The organism is Virgisporangium aliadipatigenens, from assembly GCF_016863615.1.
Classification (GTDB): Bacteria; Actinomycetota; Actinomycetes; order Mycobacteriales; family Micromonosporaceae; genus Virgisporangium; species Virgisporangium aliadipatigenens.
Window position 1 is genome coordinate 220,881 of sequence record NZ_BOPF01000009.1, and the last position, 16,480, is coordinate 237,360.

Below are 16,480 nucleotides of genomic sequence, written 5' to 3' on the forward strand. Positions count from 1 at the left end.
CTTCGCCGTCAGTCCTCCTCGGCGAACACCAGCTTCTTGACCGGGGCCTCGTCGCGCCCGCGCGCCTTCGCGAGCAGCTTCGGCACGTACGGGGCGACGAGGGCGAGCACGGCAAGCGCCAGGATCACCGCCGTCAACGGCCGGGTCACGAACACGGTCAGGTTCCCGTCGCCGATCAGCAGCGCCCGCCGGAACTGCTCCTCCATCAGCGGCCCGAGGATGACGCCCAGGATCACCGGCGCCAACGGGAAGTCGTAGCGGCGCATGAAGAAGCCGACGACGCCGATCCCGTAGGCGATCAGCACCTCCACGACGCTGTTCGACACCGCGTACACGCCCAGCGTGGCGAAGACCAGGATCGCCGAGTGCAGCACCGGACGCGGGATGCGCAGCACGCTCACCCACAGCCCGATCAGCGGCAGGTTCAGGATCAGCAGCAGCACGTTGCCGACGTACAGCGAGGCGATCAGCGCCCAGACCAGTTCCGGCGAGCGCTCGAACAGCTGCGGGCCGGGCTGCACGTTGAAGATCTGGAACGCCGCGAGCAGCACGGCCGCCGTCGCCGACGTCGGGATGCCCAGCGTCAGCAGCGGCACGAGCACACCGGAGAACGACGCGTTGTTCGCCGCCTCCGGCCCCGCCACCCCTTCGATGGCACCCTTGCCGAACTCGTCGCGGTGCGCCGAGCGGTGCTTCTCGTACGTGTAGGAGAGGAACGTGGGCAGTTCCGCACCGCCGGAGGGCAGCGCCCCGAACGGGAATCCGAGCGCCGTGCCGCGCAGCCACGGCTTCCACGAGCGGCGCCAGTCCTCGCGGCTGAGCCAGCCGAGCAGTCCCCCGGAGCCGACGTGTTCCACTGTGGAGGGTTCGTCGCCGCGGGCGGCCGCGTGCAGCGTCTCCCCGATCGCGAACAGGCCGACGATGACGACCACGATGCCGACCCCGTCGAGCAGTTCGAGGCTGCCGAAGGCGAAGCGGGACTGTCCGGTCAGCGAGTCGATCCCGATGACACCGAGGAAGAGCCCGAACGTCAACGACAGCAGGCCCCGCACGACGGAACGCCCGACGAGCGCGGTCACGCACACCATCGCCAGCACCGCCAGGGCGAAGTAGTCCGCCGCCCGGAACGAGGTCGCCAGCGACGCCACCGGTGCGGCGATCACGCTCAGCAGCACCGTCGAGATGGTGCCCGCCACGAACGAGCCGATCGCCGCCGTCGCCAGCGCCGCACGCGCCCGTCCCCGGCGGGCCATCTGGTGACCCTCGATCGAGGTGGCCACCGACGCCGACTCCCCCGGCGTGTTCAGCAGGATCGACGTCGTCGAGCCGCCGTACATCGCCCCGTAGTAGATGCCGGCGAACATGATGAGCGCACCGACCGGATCGTCGAGGCTGAACGTGATCGGCAGCAGCAGCGCGATCGTCAACGCCGGCCCGATGCCCGGCAGCACACCGACGAACGTGCCGACGGTGACGCCGATCGCCGCGAAGAGCAGGTTCGCCGGGCTGAGCACGGTGGCGAAGCCCGACAGCAGGTCGTTCACAGCGGCAACACCCCCGCCGGCAGGCGGATGTCGAGCAGCTGCGTGAAGGACAGGTACACCCCGAACGCCAGCGGCACCGCCACGAGGACGTCGCGCAGCAACTGCCGGCTGCCGAGGATGCGCGCCGCGCCGACGAAGAACGCCGCGCTGGCCAGGGCGAAGCCGACCGGTTCGAGCAGCAGGACGTAGGCGACGAGCGCGCCGACCAGCATGACCGGCGCCCACTTGTGGTTCGCCGGCTCACTGTCCACAGTGGACGGCTGCAGGAGATACACCAGTGCGAGACCGCTCCACAGCACCGTGACCATCAACGGCGCGAAGCGCGGCCCGTCGACGGCGAGCGAGCCGTCCCCGGCCTCCCGCACGGCGGTCAAGCCGAGCAGGAGACCGCAGACGAGCAGGACCGCGCCGACGACGCGGGGTCCGGAGACGGTCATCAGGAGACGACCCCGGCCTCGACCAGCACCGCGCGGATCCGGGCCGATTCGCTGTCGTAGAAAGCCTTCGCCGCGTCGCCGCTGCGGTAGAAGTCGCTCCAGCCCTGCTGCTTCATCGCCTCCTGCCACTGCGGGGAGGTGTGCAGCTTGTCGAGGAGCGCGACGACGGCCGCCCGTTCACCCGCCTTGATGCCGGGGGGTGCGACGATTCCGCGCCAGTTCAACAGTTCCACGTCAAAGCCGTTGTCCTTGATCGTGGGGACGGGACTGCCGCCACCGACGTCGACGCCCTTGGCGCCGGAGACGGCGAGCGCGCGGACCTTGCCCGCGGCGACGAGGTCCTTGAACTCGCTCGCCCCCGACACGGCGGCGGTCAGGTCGCCGGAGAGCAGACCCGCCTTCGTCTCCCCGCCGCCGGAGTAGGCGACGTACTTCATCTTCTTCGGGTCGACACCGGCGGCCTTGGCCAGCAGGCCGACCAGGATCTGGTCGGTGCCGCCGGCCGAGCCGCCGCCCCACTTGACCGATGCGGGATCCGCCCGGAACGCCGCCACGAGATCCTTGAGGTTCTGGTGCGGCGACGCGGCCGGCACGACGATCACCTCCTCCTCGGCGGTGAGGGTGGCGATCGGGGTGGTCTGCGCGAGGTCGACGGCGGACTTGTTGGTGACGATGCCGCCGACCATCACCAGACCGGTGATCATCAGCTGGTGCGCGTCGCCGCGGTGCTTCGTGGCCAACTGCGCGAGGCCGACCGTGCCGGCGGCGCCGGTGACGTTGGTGACCTCGACGGCCTCCTTGACGATGCCGGCGTCCTTGAGCGTCTTCTGGATCGTGCGGGCGGTGAGGTCCCAGCCGCCACCGGCACCCGCGGGGGCCATGATCTGTAACGTGCGGGTGGGGTAGGCGACGGTGTCGGCTTTCGCGCTGTCGTTCCCGGAGTCACCGCAGGCGGCGACCGAACCGAGGACGACACCGGCGACGAGCACGGCGGCGGTCCTTCTCATGACTGCGCTCCTTCATCGGGCGGAAATGTTTCGCGCGTGTGAAGGGGAATCGTGTGGTCGCCGAAGGCGCAGGTCACGCTTGTGGTGCGGAAGAAGCTTTTGGTCGTATCGGTCGCCACGCGTGCGGTGCGCGCCGGTCGACCGACGCGCACCGCGACCCACTACCTCAGACCTGGTAGCACCAGAAGTACTTCCACTCGTACGCGCTCGGGAAATATCCGCCCGACCCGTCGGCGGCGAGGCATCGGTAGACCGCGCCCGTCACGCCGTCGATCACGTTCGCGTAATCGACCTGCCAGTCATTGCCGTTGTTGTACTTGACGATCGCCATCTGGCAGACGCCGTTGAGGTTCCAGTTCCACGGGCCGTAGCGCCGGAACGACCCGGGCTCGAAGTCGTCGGCGGACGAGTCGAGATTGACGAACGGTCCGGAGGTGTCGTCGCAGCCGTAGACCTTCGCGTGGACCGTCGCGTCGGTGCCGGCCCAGGTCTGCCAGCCGGTCTGGATCTCGACGTAGAAGCGCGAGACCACCTTGGCGGTCCCGGCGTCGGCGGACGCGGCACCGGCCGAACCCAGCAGCAGCGCCACTCCCGCCATGAGCGCGACCAGGATCGCGCGTACCCGTCCCACGTGCATGTGTGTTTCCCTTCCGCTGCGCGCCGCCCGTCGGATCGGCCGGCGTCGGGACGAAGCGTCGATCGCCGGCCGGCCCGCCGGGCGCGATTGCGGACTGTCCGGCGCCCGGACGGGTACCGCCGGCCGCTGCGGCCGGGCGTGGCCGGGGCGGCGCACCGGACAGCACCGGACACCGGACGCCCGGCCATGCATTCACACAGTCGAATGCCCGACAGGACGGGCGCCGTCGCGTCCCTAGGCTTGTTCCGTCGAACGCGCATCGATCGGCCGGGGAACCGATCCGGCCCACGAGTTGCTGGTCGGCCTGTGTCGGGACCTACGGGTGCTTCGGGACCAGGCGGGCGGCCCGAGCCTGCGGGTGCTCGCGCAGCAGGTCGGCCTCGGCAAGAGCCAGATCGGCGCCATTCTCGGCGGCCAGGTGCGCACCCCGCCGCAGTGGCCGCTCGTCAGGCGCATGGTCGAGGTCTGCTACGCGCACGCCCACCAACGGCACCGCACCGAACGCCTCTCGTGGCGCGGCGGTCTCGACGAGTACTGGCGGCCCCGGCACACGCTGATCGAGCACGCGTTCGACCGGCGCGGCACGAGCGAGGCCGCGACGCCCGCCCCGGAAGTCCCGCCCGACCCGGTGCCGCAGCGGGCCGCACCTCCGGTGCCCCGACAACTGCCGTCCGCGGTCGCCGGGTTCACCGGACGGGATCGCCAACTGTCCGCACTGGACGCCCTGCTGGGCACCTCGACCGGATCGACCGGCGTGACCGTGACGATCGGCGGGTCGGCCGGCGTCGGCAAGACCGCGCTGGCGATCCACTGGGCCCGCCGGGTCCGGGACCGGTTCCCCGACGGCCAGCTGTACCTCAACCTGCGCGGCCACTCGACCGACCCGCCGCTGTCTCCCGCGCAGGCACTGGCCCGGTTCCTGCGCGCCCTCGGCATCGCCCCCGACCGGGTGCCGACCGAGGTCGACGAGGCGGCCGCGCTGTTCCGCACGCTGGTCGCCGACCGCCGCCTGCTGGTGCTGCTCGACAACGCGGCCGGCCCCGACCAGGTGCGCCCGCTGCTGCCGGCCAGCCCGCACTGCGTCGTTCTGGTGACCAGCCGCGAACGCCTCGGCGGCCTCGTCGCCAGCGACGGCGCCCGCCCGCTCACCCTCGACGTCCTCGACGACGCGGAGGCGCGCGCACTCCTCGTCGCCGCGCTCGGTCCGGCGCGCGCCGAGGCCGACCCGGCCGCCGTTCGTGACCTGGCCCGGCTGTGCGGCCGGCTGCCCCTCGCGCTGCGCATCGCCGCCGCCAACCTCGTCACCCGGCCGCACACCGCGACCGCACGGTTCGTCGCGGACCTGCGGGCCGGCAACCGCATCGCCGACCTCACCGTCACCGGCGACGAACGCACCGCCGTCCGGGCGGCCTTCGACCTGTCCTACGCCACCCTGGGCGAGACCGAACGGCGGGTCTTCCGCCTGCTCGGCCACGTGCCCGCGCCCGACGTCGCGACGGCCGCGGTGTGCGCGCTCACCGGCCTGGCCCCGGCGGCGACGACCGGCGCACTGCGCCGGCTGCAGGACGCCCACCTCGTCGACGAACCGGCGGCCGGCCGCCACACCCTGCACGACCTGCTGCGGCACTACGCCCGGTCGCTGACCGACGGCGCGGCCGAGCACCGCGACGCGGCCGACGCCCTGGACCGCCTGCACGCCTTCTACCTGAACGCCACGGACGCCGCCGCCGACCTCCTCTACGGCTGGACGGTGCGCCTGCCCGCACCCGAGGAACCCGTCGACGCCGCACGCCCCACGCTGCCCTTCCCCGACGCGGCCGCCGCCCTGGACTGGCTCGACGCCGAACGCGCCAACCTCGTCGCGCTCGTGTGTCACGCCGCCGAACGGGGCCCCCGGGAGGTCGCCTGGCGGCTCGCCGACAACCTGCGCGGATACTTCTTCCTGCGGCGCGGGTTCGTCGACTGGTTGGCCGTCGCGCACGCCGCACGACGCGCCGCGGACGGCCGCCCGGGGCCGATGGCCGCCGCGGACCTCAGTCTCGGCGTCGCCTACGCCTCGATCGGCCGCTACTCCGCCGCGATCACCCACTACACCGCGTCGTTGACGCTCGCCGGGCGGGCCGGCTGGACGGCCGGACGGGCGGCCGCGCTGAACAACGTCGGCACCGCGCTGAGCCAGACCGGACGCCTGCGGGAGGCCGCCGGCCGGTTCACCGAGGCGATCGAGGCGCACGAGCGGGCCGGCAACCCCGGACAGCAGGCCGTGGCGCTGGACAACCTCGGCATCGTGCGACGCGAACTCGGCGACCTCGACGCGGCCGCGACCCTGCACCGCAAGGCGATCGTCCTGCACCACGAGTCGGGTTCGCCCTACGGCCACGCCACCGCGCTGGACAATCTCGCCGCGGTGTTCCTGGACGGCGGCCGGCCGGACGAGGCGATGGAACACTTCCGGGCCGCGCTCGCGCTGCACCGCCGCGCCGGCGACCGCGGCCGCGTCGCCGCCTGCCTACGCGGCATCGCCGAGGCGCACTGCCGGGCCGGCCGTGCGCGTTCGGCGGTGCGGCCGGCACGGGAGGCGCTCGCCCTCACGACGGTCATCGGCGACCGGCGGGCCCAGGCTCAGTCGCTCGTCACCCTCGCCACGGTCGAACAGGAGCTCGGGCTGCGCGCCACGGCGGCGGACCGGTTCCTCGACGCGCTGCGGCTGGCCGGCGACACCGACTGCCGCCACGTGCAGGCCCGCGCCCTCATCGGGGTGTCCCGCGCGCGGGTCGACCTCGGGCGCCCCGCCGACGCCGACGGCCCGCTGCGCGAGGCGCTGCGCCTGGTCCGGGCGAACGGCTACCGCGTGCTGGAGGCGGAGGCGCTGGCCGTCCGCGCCCGGATCAACGCCGCCCGGACCTGACAGGGCTCCTGCGGATCGTCACACGGCCAGGTGGTACCTGAACCACCCCGGGCCCATCGCCATACCCGTGCCGAACCCACCGCTGCCGTTGCCGGCCCAGGAGTACAGCACCCATCCGGTGGTCTGCTTGTTCGCGCCCACGAGGTCGCCGTTGCCGTCGCCGGTGAAGTCACCCATCCCGGAGATGCTGCGTGGGTTGTGATAGGCGTCCCAGCCGGTACCGATCCCGATCCGGGAAGAGAAGGCGCCGTTGCCGAAGCCGAACCAGATACTCAGCTGTCTGCTGGACTCACCGATCGCGACGAGGTCCGCGTTTCCGTCGCTGTTGAGATCGCCCGCGCCGGTGAGGGTCATCTTGTACGGCCCCCATCCCTCGCCCACGCGAACGCCGTTGTTGAAACCGCCGCCGCCGTTGCCGTACCAGAGCCACAGGGCATCGTTGTCGTTCTTGTTGACGCCCACGAGGTCGCCGTTGCCGTCGTTGTTGAGGTCGCCGGCGGCGTAGATGGCGCCGTGGTCAAAGCCGACCAGGTCCCGGTAGGTGAACGGCTCCCATCCGCAGCCCAGCTGGGTCTTGAGGCCGAAGCCGCCCGCCCCGTTGCCAAACCAGCGGAAGAGACAGTAGCCGTTGCTGCCCACGCCGATGGCCACGAGGTCGCCGTTGCCGTCGCGGTTGAGATCCCCGACCGCGCTCAGCGAGGTCCAGTGGTCCTGCCAACCGCAGCCGACCCGCACACCGCCGCCGAGTCCACCGCTGCCGTTGCCGTACCAGCGATAGAGGCAGTAATCCTCATCGTTGATGGCGACCAGGTCGCTGATGCCGTCCCGGTTGTAGTCGTTGCGTTTGTCGCTGAGCGCCGCTTGGGCGGGTGCCGCCACGGTGGCGGTCAGGCCGGCCGCGAGTAGTGCCACGACAGACTCCACGGCGTTTCCCGCGCGCGAGCGGCTGGAGGCCTGGCGGAGCGCCGTCGACGCGTCCCTGATTCCGACCGAGGTGGGCAGCCCGCGCCCGGCGGCGTTCAACGCCCGGCTGAGCGCCATGCCGTTGGGCGCGCTGCAGATCGCGTCCCTGGCATACTCGTCGCTGGTCTCGCGCCGGTCGCCGAGGATGATCCGGCGGTGCGACCCCGAGTACTACCAGGTCGGCCTCATCCGCTCCGGCCGACACGGCATCGATCAGGATCACGCGAGCGCGGTACTCCGACCGGGCAACCTCGTCGTCTACGACAGTTCCCGGCCCTTCGAAGCGGTCAGCACCGGCAACGTCTCGCCGTCCGAGAGCGTCGTGCTGCACCTCCCCCAGCGTCTCCTACCGCTGCCCGCCCGGCAGGTCCACCGCTGCTGCGCCCGGCCGATCCCGGCAGCCGGCGGCATCGGCCAACTGCTCGCACAGTTCCTGGGCACCGTCGCCGACAACCACGACCGCTACACCGCGCGGGACGCCATACGCCTCGGGAACATCGCCGTCGACCTGATCACCGCCGTCCTCGCCCACCATCTCGAGATCGACCGCCCGCCGCTGCACTCGCCGACCCACACCTACTACCTGCGCATCGTCTCCTACATCGAACGACATCTGCTCCGGCCGGACCTCAACCCGGCCGTCATCGCCGCGGCGCACGGGATCTCGCTGCGCTATCTGCATCGGATCTTTCAGCAGCATCACCACACGAGTGTCGGAGCCGACATCCGCACGCGGCGTCTGGAGCGGGCCCGGCGCGAGCTGATCGATCCGTGCCTCGGCCACCTCTCCGTCGCGGCCATCGCCGCGCGCTCGGGGTTCGACCGTCCGGCCGACTTCACCCGCGCGTTCCGCAGACACGTCGGCATGTCGCCGCGGGACTACCGCACCCGGGCGTGAGCTCTCTCAAGAGCCGGCCGTGCCGGGCTCAGGTAGCGGTTCGGTGTTGCGGCTGCTGAGGCCGTCGAGGGAGATGCGCAGCAGGCGGCGCCACCGACCCGGGTGGCTGTCGGCGGTGGTCAGGACGGCCTGGCTCAGCGAGCCACTGAGCAGGAACAGGTCCTCGGTGGTGACACCGGGGCGCAGAACGCCGGCGTCCACGCAGCGGGTGCGTACCTGGTCGATGAGGGAGTAGCAGCGCTGGACGCAGTACTCGCTGGGGCCGCCGGTGGTGGCGTAGCTCTCGACGACGGCGCGGTTGTCGGCCTGGTTGTCGAGCAGCTGCTCGAAGAAGCCGGTAAGTGCCTGCCAGGGGTCCTCGGTCGCCACGGCCTGTTGGTGGGCGTCGGTCAGCCAGGCGTTGAACTGCTGTTCGAGCACGGTGGTGAGCAGCTCGTCCTTGGTGGGGAAGTGGCGGTAGAGGGTGCCCATGCCGACGCCGCTGCGACGGGCGATCTCCCGCACGTCCACGCTACCGCCGCACTCGGCGAAGACCTGACCGGCCGCCTCGATGATCGCGGCCCGGTTGCGCTCGGCATCGGCCCAGCGGCCGCGCCTGGGTGCGGGAGCGGCGTGGTCGGCGAGCGTCACGACGTCCAGCGTACGGCGTGACCCAGATTCGGAGCAGGCGCTCCGCTGTGACCCGGAAAACAGGAGCAGGCGCTCCGCTTAATGCTAGCTTCAACCGGAGCATCTGTTCCGGTTTTCTCGGGCCGGAGGCCTCGGTCCCACCCCGACTCGACTTCGGCACCACCGGCGGACGACTGCGTCCGCGAGATGAGGAGAACCTTCCATGGCAACACTCGGCATCATCGGCGCCGGCACCATCGGCACCAGAATCGCCAAGCAGGCAATCGCCGCGGGGCTCGACGTCATCCTGGCCAACTCCCGCGGTCCGGAAACGCTTACCGAAAAAGTGGCGCAACTCGGCGCCCGGGCCCGTGCCGCGACCCCCGAGCAAGCCGCCCGAGCCGGTGACTGGGTGGTGGTGAGCATTCTCCCGCTCGCCGCATACCAGCAGCTCCCCGCGACTGAACTGGCGGGCAAGGTGGTGCTCGACACCGGCAACTACTACGCGACACGCGACGGCCACATCCCCGCCCTCGACGCCGGTGAGATCACCACCAGCGAATTCGTCCAACAGCAGCTGGCCGGCGCCCATCTCGTCAAGGCCTTCAACAACGTCAGCGAACACCACATCTCCGCGTTGGCGCGTCCCGCCGGTGCGGCTGACCGCACCGCCCTACCCGTCGCCGCCAACGACCCGCAGGCCAAGGCCGGCGCCGCCGAGCTGATCAGCCGGCTCGGATTCGACGCCGTCGACGCGGGCTCCCTGGCCGACAGCTGGCGCTTCGAACCCGAGACCGACCCCTACGTCCTGCCGTACTGCGCAGACCCCGACGCGATGTGGGCCGCATGGGTACAGCTCGTAGCAGCCCTGCGCTCCGGCACCGCCCCGCAGCCGCCCGCCGCCGACCCGGGTGCCGTCCCACTACCCGCGGACCGGCTGCGCACCCTGCTCGCAGGCACGTCCCGCAAGCTCACCGACGACCGCTTGATCGCCTGACCGAACGGCCGTTGCGGCCGGCCGCACTGGCGGGATCCTTGCGGGTAATGGCATCGTCGCCACATGAGTCATCGGGTCGTGGTCCTGGTCCTGGACGGCGCGAAGCCGCTCGACGTCGGCATCCCGGCGCAGGTGTTCGCCAGCCGGCCGACGATGCCGTACCGGGTGCGGGTCTGTGGCGCCGCCGCCGGCCTCGTCACCGGCGGCGACGGGTTGTCGTACCACGTCGCCGAGGGCCTGGCGGCGTTCGAGGACGCCGACACCATCTTCATCCCCGGCTACCGCGAACCGGTCACCACCGCGCCGCCGGCCGCCGTCGTCGCCGCGCTGCGGGCCGCGCACCGGCGGGGCACCCGGCTCGCCGCCATCTCCACCGGCGCGTTCGCGCTCGCCGCGACGGGGCTGCTCGACGGGCGGCGGGCCACCACCCACTGGCACTACACGCGTGCGCTCGCCGAGCGGCACCCGAGCGTCGACGTCGACGAGAACGTGCTCTTCGTCGACGAGGGAAGCGTGCTCACCTCGGCCGGGGCGGCGTCCGGTATCGACCTGTGCCTGCACCTGGTGCGCCGCGACCACGGGGTGGGCCTGTCGAACATCGTGGCGCGGCGCCTGGTCGCCGCGCCGTACCGCAGCGGCGGCCAGGCCCAGTACGTTCCGCGCAGCATCCCGGAGCCGCTCGGCGACCTGTTCGCCGACACGCGGGAGTGGGCCCTGGCGCGCCTCGGCGAACCGCTCACCCTCGAGGCGCTCGCCCGCAACGCCCGGGTGTCGGCGCGCACGTTCTCCCGGCGGTTCGTCGAGGACACCGGGTACACGCCGATGCAGTGGGTCCTGCGCGCCCGCGTCGACCTGGCCAGGGAGCTGCTCGAGCGCACCGAGCTGGGGGTCGAGCAGATCGCCGACCGGGTCGGGCTGGGCACCGCCGCCAACCTGCGCCTGCACTTCCAGCGCATCCTCGGAACGTCGCCGACGGAGTACCGCCACACGTTCTCCTCATGACGTTCCCACAAATGATCTTGTTGGCGAGAACCTTGCGCACGATGGCGGTCGCGCCACTGTCCGGGCGGTGACCGGCCACGGACGATGGCGGCATGACCCGCATCGCCGTCAACGGTTTCGGACGCATCGGACGCAACACCCTGCGAGCCCTGCTGCATCGCGACAGCAAGCTCGACGTGGTGGCGATCAACGACCTCGCGGCCCCGGAAGCCCTGGCACACCTGCTGAAGTACGACAGCGCGCTCGGCCGCCTCGGCCGCCCGGTCGCGGTCGACGGTGCCGACCTCGTGGTCGACGGCCGCCGCATCCGGATCCTGACCGAACGCGACCCGGCCGACCTGCCGTGGGCCGACCTCGGCGTCGACGTCGTGCTGGAGGCCACCGGCCGCTTCACCGCCGCCAAGGCCGCCCGCGCCCACCTGGACGCCGGCGCCCGCCGCGTGCTGGTCAGCGCGCCCTCCGACGGCGCCGACGTGACGCTCGCCTTCGGGGTCAACACCGACGCCTACGACCCGAACCGCCACCGGATCGTCTCCAGCGCCTCCTGCACCACGAACGCCCTGGCCCCGCTGGCATCGGTCCTCGACGACCTGACCGTGATCGAACACGGCTTCATGACCACGATCCACGCGTACACCCAGGAACAGAACCTGCACGACGGCCCGCACCGCGACCTGCGCCGGGCCCGCGCCGCCGCGGTGAACATCGCACCCACCACCACCGGCGCCGCCAAGGCGATCGGCAAGGTCCTCCCCCGCCTCGACGGCAGGCTCTCCGGCGACTCGATCCGGGTGCCGGTGCCGGTCGGCTCGCTGGTCGAACTCAACACCACCGTGACCCGCCCGGTGACCCGCGACGAGGTGCTCGCCGCCTACCGCGCCGCGGCCGACGGCGCGTTGCACGGCATCCTGGAGTACGCCGACGAACCGCTCGTCTCCGGCGACATCACCGGCAACCCGGCCTCGGCCGTCTTCGACTCCCTGCTCACCCGCGTCGACGGCCGGCACGTGAAGGTGGTCGCCTGGTACGACAACGAGTGGGGCTTCGCCAACCGCGTCATCGACACCCTCGAACACCTCGCCGTGTGACGCCCGGCGTCACTCCGCGGCCGGTCCCCGCGTGACGGCCTCGAAGGATCTGCGGCTCACATGCGGGCCCGGAGCACGTCGACCTCGCAGCCCGGCGCGAACGGGTCGAAGCCGCTTTCGACCAGCCAGCGGATCGCCGACAGGCTGCGCAACGACCACCAGCCGCGGATCACGTCGAGGTCGACGTCGCCTCCGTAGCCGGCGGCGACGTCGTCGAGGCGTTCCTCGTGTCCGAGGGTCAGGATGGCGAGGTCGAACATCGCGTCGCCGCGCGCCGCCTCGGACCAGTCGATCACGCCGGTGATCTCGTCATCATCGACGAACACGTGGGTGAGCTGCAGATCGCCGTGCACGAACACCGGCCGCCACGGCCGTAGCGCGGCCTCGGCGATCTCGCGGTTGCGCCGGACCAGGTCGGCCGGGAGAACGTCGTTGGCGAGCAGCCACTCGCATTCGGCGTCCAGCCGCGCGGCGTGCTCGTCGAGGCTGCGGCCGGGCCACGGCGGCAGCGGCGCGTCGTGCAGCTTCCGGACGGCGGAGCCCGCCGCGGTCCACGCCGCCGACGAGGCCGTCGAGGGCTCGCCGAGGCGGCCGAGTGCCGTGCCCGGGACGGCGGCGATCGCGAGCACGGGCGGCTTGCGCCACAGCACCGCCGGCGTCGGAACGGGCACCATGCCCATCGCCGCGACCTCGACGTCGATGCGCGCCTGATCGGTGTCGACCTTCAGGAACACGTCGCCGACGCGCAGGGTCGCCCGCTCGGAATGGGCGACGACGACCTCGATCCCCGACACGCCGGCCATCATCGGTCGGTGATCACCGACCCCGCAACGGGTTATCACGAAGGGGCCGCCGCCGGCGGTGCGGGCACGGTGAACGCCCTGGATCGCCGGGTGCGACGAAGCGGGCGGCGAAGACGGCGAACAGCGTGAGGGTGGCCCGGTCGTAGGCGGTCCGGTAGGCGACGAACGAGGCGACCGCGACGCCGATCAGTCCGGAGATCGCCGGCATGACCGGCTCCCGGCGGATCAGGCGAAGCGCGCACAGCGCCACGGCGACGCCGACGGCGCACCAGATCGCACCCCACAGGCCGAACAGCCCGTTCGCCAGGGCGAAGACGACGATCGGCAGGTAGGTGTGGGGCCAGGCCGGTCGGCCCGCCCATCCGTTCCAGCAGCGACGTCGCCGCCCGCTGCGGCCGGGTGGGATCAAGGTTCTCGGTCTGCACGGGAAATCCTTCTTGTCGGGGAACTCAGGCGCGGTAGGGGGCGGGATCGCAGAACGGCTCGTGGCTGCTGGCGCGGACGGCCGGGCAGAGGGCGGCGACGACGTCGTCGACCCCGAACCGGCGCGCCTCGGCGAGAACGGCGACGCTGATCTGCTCGGTGACCACGCGCACCGCCGCGGTGGCGGCCGCCGCCGTCATGCGCACCGTCACCTCGGTCGTCGGCCGGTTCACCCGCCGGGCGATGATCGGCGCGAAGGCGTCCTCGGCCGTCGCGCACACCATCAGCCAGGTCGCGCGCAGCGCCGGTTCGTCCTCGGTCATGCGGATGATCCGCATCGCCTGCAGGTCGTCGGCGACCGCTTGCGCGGCGGCCGGGTGGGTGGTCAGTTCGCCGGTCAGGAAGTCCTCGAGTGAGGCTTCGAGCGGCCACCGTCGCAGCAGCGTCATGAAGCGCAGGGCGCAGGAGGCGAGCAGCGGCTCGACGGCGCCCTCCTTCGAGCGGAAGTAGCGCCAGATCGTCCGGGTGGACAGCCCCGCCGCGGCGGCGAGGTCGTCCCCGCTGGTGGCCGCCATCCCCCGCTGACAGAACAGGGCGGCGGCGTGGCGGGAGACCGCGAGCCGCCTGTCGTGGTCCACCACCGTCACCCTCCTGTCACTTGATGCCATCGCAAAGAGTCCCACCGGGCGCCCGACACGACAAGCCCGCGCCGGAAGTTGCCGAATATCCCCAGCAAATCGCGTTGGACGGATTGTTGACCGATGATCGTCGTTGACAGTGCTGTCACTTAGTGACACGGTCGTGATGACTACGGATGACACGACAGGTTGGAGAACCACCATGAACCGGCCCCTCCCCCAGCGGATGTACCTGCTCGGCTGCGCCGTCGACGGCGACCGACCCGTCATCGCCGCGGCCCGCTTCCGCGGCGAACTGATGCGCGCGGCCGCCCTGGCCGAACTGTCCCTGCGCGGCCTCGTCACCTACCGGCGCGGCAAGGCGGCCGGCGTCCCGGGCACGTCCGTCGACGACCCGTTCCTCGCGTCGGTGCTGCGGTACGCCCCCGCCGACAGGCCGCGGCGCTGGGTGAGCCTCATCTCGCACGACGCGCACACGGCGGAGGCGTTCGTGCGCGGTCAACTCGCCGAAGCCGGTGCCGTCTCGGTGGACCCGCGCAATCCGCTCCAGGGCGCGGAGGTGCTCGTGCGCGATCGCGAGGCGGTGCGCGGACTCAGGAACGAGGTGCGCGACGCCGTCATCGGCGGGCGGGACGTCGCCGAGCTTCCCGTCGACCGGCTGCTGACGGCCGTCCTGGCCGCCGAGGCCGAGGTCGACACCGTTCTGACGCTGTCCGAACGCTGGACGCACCGCAAGCGGCTGAAAAGCCTTGCCGCGCACGTCGAGCCCGTCGCCCCGGGACTGACCATCGCGCTGCGCACCGCCAACGCCACCGCCCGCTCCTACAACGGCGGCTGGTCGTAACGGCCGGCTCAGGCCAGGAACGCCCGCCGCGGCCGCGGATCGCAGATGGGCTCGGCGGTACTGGCCCGGATGGCCTTGCCGAGCAGGCGCACCACGTCCTCGACCGTGTACGTCCGCACACCGGTGACCGCCGTGACGGCGACCTCCTCGTGCACCACCCGGGCGGCGGCCATGGCGGTCGCGGCGCTCAGGGAGACCCGAAACTCGTCGACGGGCAGGTCCAGGCGCCGCGCGACGACCGGGACGAACGCCTGCTCGGCCTGGCCGCACACCATCAACCACGACGCCCGCAGCGCCGGCTCGTCGCGCACCAGCGAGATGAGGCCCATCGACAGGGCGTCGTCGGCGAGGTCCTGCGGCGTCGGCGGGACCTCGGCGAAGTCCTCGAGCAGGAAGTCCTCGAACGTCGCGTGCAGCGGCCACCGGCGCAGCGGGGCGATGAACCGGTACGCCGACGCGGCAAGCATCGGCTCGACACAGCTTTCCTTGGACCGGAAGTAGCGCCACACGGTCCGGGTGGAGACGCCGGCCGCCGCGGCGATGTCGTCGCCGCTGGTGGCCGACACCCCGCGAGCGAGGAAGAGCGTCACGGCGTGCCGCGAGACCGCCATCCGCGCGTCGGCCAACCGGTCACCGGCACCGTCGAGCGGACGGCTCCGCGCCTTCTTGGCGCCCGCACCGTCCCCGGAAGACTTCACCATCGAAAAGCGTAGTCACTTAGTGACACCACGGCAAATCGACCCTGAGCGTTCTGAGGGTCGACCCCCGAGCGCGACCGGGGGTGCGGTCCGATCTTGAGAAGGAGGCCATCCGCTTCCCACGATGTGACGCTGTTCTACACAAGCGCATCGTTGTCATCACACGTGGGGTGTCGGAATGGGGCTGAGTCGCCGGAAGTTCCTGACCGGAGCGGCGTTCACCGCCGCCGGCGCGGTCGGTGGCGCGCTCGGTGTCCCCCTGGCGCGCAAGGCGCTCGCGTTGGACAAGCCGGCGCTGGGCGGCGGGTACGCCTCGGCCGCCGACGTCCTGACCGCCGCGCGCAGCCCCAGCACCACCATCACGTACTTCGTGAAGACGCAGGAGCCGGTGGTGGCGTTCACGTTCGACGACGGTCCCGGCCCACGCTGGACGCCGATGGTGCTCGACGCGCTCGACGAGTGGCAGGTGCCGGCGACGTTCTTCATGGTCGGGCGGAACCTGGCCACCCACGCCCGCCTGGTGCGCGGACGGCTGGACCGCCACGAGGTCGGCAACCACACGTGGTCGCACGCCGATCTCGCCACCCTCGATCGCAAGCGGGTGACCGAGGAACTCGAGCGCGGGCACGACACCATCGAGCGGATCACCGGCCGCGCCCCCACGCTGCTGCGCCCGCCGTACGGGCACCTCGGCGGTTCGACCGTCCTCGCGGCCGACTCGATGAACTACCACATCGTGCTCTGGTCGCATCAGATGCGCGAACGCAACTTCCGCCGCGACCCGCAGGCCCAGGCGCGCGACATCATCGACAGCGTGACCCCCGGTTCGATCGTGCTGGCGCACGACATCGGAGCCGCCCGCCGGCTGGTGGCGCTGCGCCAACTCGGGAACATGTTCGCCGGCCTGAAAGCGCGCGGATTCCGCTTCGCGACGGTGTCCGAACTGATGACGCTCGGCGGCGCCGGCAGCACAACCCCGTGAGT

General features: G+C 71.8%; 17 protein-coding genes. 7 read left to right on the forward strand and 10 right to left on the reverse strand.

Annotated elements, in window-relative coordinates; genetic code table 11:
- Positions 1-8 precede the first annotated feature (8 nt).
- From Val02_RS15280 to Val02_RS15295, 4 genes are all read right to left on the reverse strand, one after another.
- On the reverse strand, positions 9-1,544 hold the full coding sequence (locus tag Val02_RS15280) for a tripartite tricarboxylate transporter permease (protein ID WP_203899706.1): 1,536 nt from the start codon (positions 1,542-1,544) through the stop codon (positions 9-11).
- A complete protein-coding gene (locus Val02_RS15285) occupies positions 1,541-1,981 on the reverse strand; it encodes a tripartite tricarboxylate transporter TctB family protein (protein ID WP_203899707.1) in 441 nt (146 codons plus the stop codon). Before Val02_RS15285 ends, Val02_RS15280 begins: the two co-directional genes overlap by 4 nt.
- Complete coding sequence (locus Val02_RS15290) at positions 1,981-2,988, reverse strand: Bug family tripartite tricarboxylate transporter substrate binding protein (RefSeq protein WP_203899708.1); 1,008 nt, start codon at positions 2,986-2,988, stop codon at positions 1,981-1,983. Before Val02_RS15290 ends, Val02_RS15285 begins: the two co-directional genes overlap by 1 nt.
- A gap of 166 nt (positions 2,989-3,154) precedes the next feature.
- Positions 3,155-3,625 (reverse strand): PLAT/LH2 domain-containing protein, encoded by a 471-nt coding sequence (locus tag Val02_RS15295; RefSeq protein ID WP_203899709.1) that lies wholly within the window; start codon positions 3,623-3,625, stop codon positions 3,155-3,157.
- Positions 3,626-3,947: 322 nt separating this feature from the next.
- On the opposite strand from Val02_RS15295, the gene Val02_RS15300 reads away from it, so the two are divergent.
- Complete coding sequence (locus tag Val02_RS15300) at positions 3,948-6,533, forward strand: ATP-binding protein (RefSeq protein ID WP_203899710.1); 2,586 nt, start codon at positions 3,948-3,950, stop codon at positions 6,531-6,533.
- Between the two features lie 18 nt (positions 6,534-6,551).
- Here the strand turns inward: Val02_RS15300 and Val02_RS15305 are convergent, their stop codons facing one another.
- The gene (locus Val02_RS15305; RefSeq protein WP_203899711.1) at positions 6,552-7,445 is read right to left on the reverse strand and encodes an FG-GAP repeat domain-containing protein; all 894 of its coding nucleotides are present in this window, start codon (positions 7,443-7,445) and stop codon (positions 6,552-6,554) included.
- On the opposite strand from Val02_RS15305, the gene Val02_RS15310 reads away from it, so the two are divergent.
- Positions 7,414-8,394, forward strand: coding sequence for an AraC-like ligand-binding domain-containing protein (locus Val02_RS15310; protein WP_203899712.1), 981 nt, complete (start codon positions 7,414-7,416; stop codon positions 8,392-8,394). The genes Val02_RS15305 and Val02_RS15310 overlap by 32 nt on opposite strands.
- A 6-nt stretch (positions 8,395-8,400) precedes the next feature.
- On the opposite strand, the gene Val02_RS15315 is transcribed toward Val02_RS15310, so the two are convergent.
- Positions 8,401-9,024 carry a TetR/AcrR family transcriptional regulator gene (locus Val02_RS15315; protein WP_203899713.1) on the reverse strand — a complete coding sequence of 208 codons (624 nt, stop codon included), beginning with the start codon at positions 9,022-9,024 and terminating at the stop codon, positions 8,401-8,403.
- Between the two features lie 202 nt (positions 9,025-9,226).
- Between Val02_RS15315 and Val02_RS15320 the strand changes: the two genes are divergently transcribed.
- The 3 genes from Val02_RS15320 to gap all read left to right on the forward strand — a co-directional run bounded on the left by Val02_RS15320 (position 9,227) and on the right by gap (position 12,090).
- The gene (locus tag Val02_RS15320; protein WP_203899714.1) at positions 9,227-10,000 is read left to right on the forward strand and encodes an NADPH-dependent F420 reductase; all 774 of its coding nucleotides are present in this window, start codon (positions 9,227-9,229) and stop codon (positions 9,998-10,000) included.
- 63 nt (positions 10,001-10,063) lie between these two features.
- On the forward strand, positions 10,064-11,002 hold the full coding sequence (locus Val02_RS15325; protein WP_203899715.1) for a GlxA family transcriptional regulator: 939 nt from the start codon (positions 10,064-10,066) through the stop codon (positions 11,000-11,002).
- Positions 11,003-11,094: 92 nt separating this feature from the next.
- Positions 11,095-12,090: a type I glyceraldehyde-3-phosphate dehydrogenase gene (gene gap, locus Val02_RS15330; RefSeq protein WP_203899716.1), complete on the forward strand. Its 996-nt coding sequence runs from the start codon at positions 11,095-11,097 to the stop codon at positions 12,088-12,090.
- A 56-nt stretch (positions 12,091-12,146) separates the two neighbouring features.
- Here the strand turns inward: gap and Val02_RS15335 are convergent, their stop codons facing one another.
- From Val02_RS15335 to Val02_RS15345, 3 genes are read right to left on the reverse strand one after another with little or no spacing between them, the layout of a single operon-like run.
- Positions 12,147-12,893 carry a phosphotransferase family protein gene (locus Val02_RS15335; RefSeq protein ID WP_203899821.1) on the reverse strand — a complete coding sequence of 249 codons (747 nt, stop codon included), beginning with the start codon at positions 12,891-12,893 and terminating at the stop codon, positions 12,147-12,149.
- A gap of 13 nt (positions 12,894-12,906) precedes the next feature.
- Positions 12,907-13,302 (reverse strand): DUF3159 domain-containing protein, encoded by a 396-nt coding sequence (locus Val02_RS15340; RefSeq protein ID WP_203899717.1) that lies wholly within the window; start codon positions 13,300-13,302, stop codon positions 12,907-12,909.
- A 40-nt stretch (positions 13,303-13,342) separates the two neighbouring features.
- On the reverse strand, positions 13,343-13,954 hold the full coding sequence (locus tag Val02_RS15345) for a TetR/AcrR family transcriptional regulator (RefSeq protein WP_203899718.1): 612 nt from the start codon (positions 13,952-13,954) through the stop codon (positions 13,343-13,345).
- Positions 13,955-14,156: 202 nt separating this feature from the next.
- Here Val02_RS15345 and Val02_RS15350 point away from each other — a divergent pair, with 202 nt between their 5' ends.
- Entirely contained in the window at positions 14,157-14,798 is a 642-nt protein-coding gene (locus Val02_RS15350) for a GOLPH3/VPS74 family protein (RefSeq protein WP_203899719.1), read from the forward strand.
- An 8-nt stretch (positions 14,799-14,806) separates the two neighbouring features.
- Here the strand turns inward: Val02_RS15350 and Val02_RS15355 are convergent, their stop codons facing one another.
- On the reverse strand, positions 14,807-15,499 hold the full coding sequence (locus Val02_RS15355; protein WP_203899720.1) for a TetR/AcrR family transcriptional regulator: 693 nt from the start codon (positions 15,497-15,499) through the stop codon (positions 14,807-14,809).
- Positions 15,500-15,674: 175 nt separating this feature from the next.
- Here Val02_RS15355 and Val02_RS15360 point away from each other — a divergent pair, with 175 nt between their 5' ends.
- A complete protein-coding gene (locus Val02_RS15360; protein WP_239152942.1) occupies positions 15,675-16,478 on the forward strand; it encodes a polysaccharide deacetylase family protein in 804 nt (267 codons plus the stop codon).
- Positions 16,479-16,480: the final 2 nt, after the last annotated feature.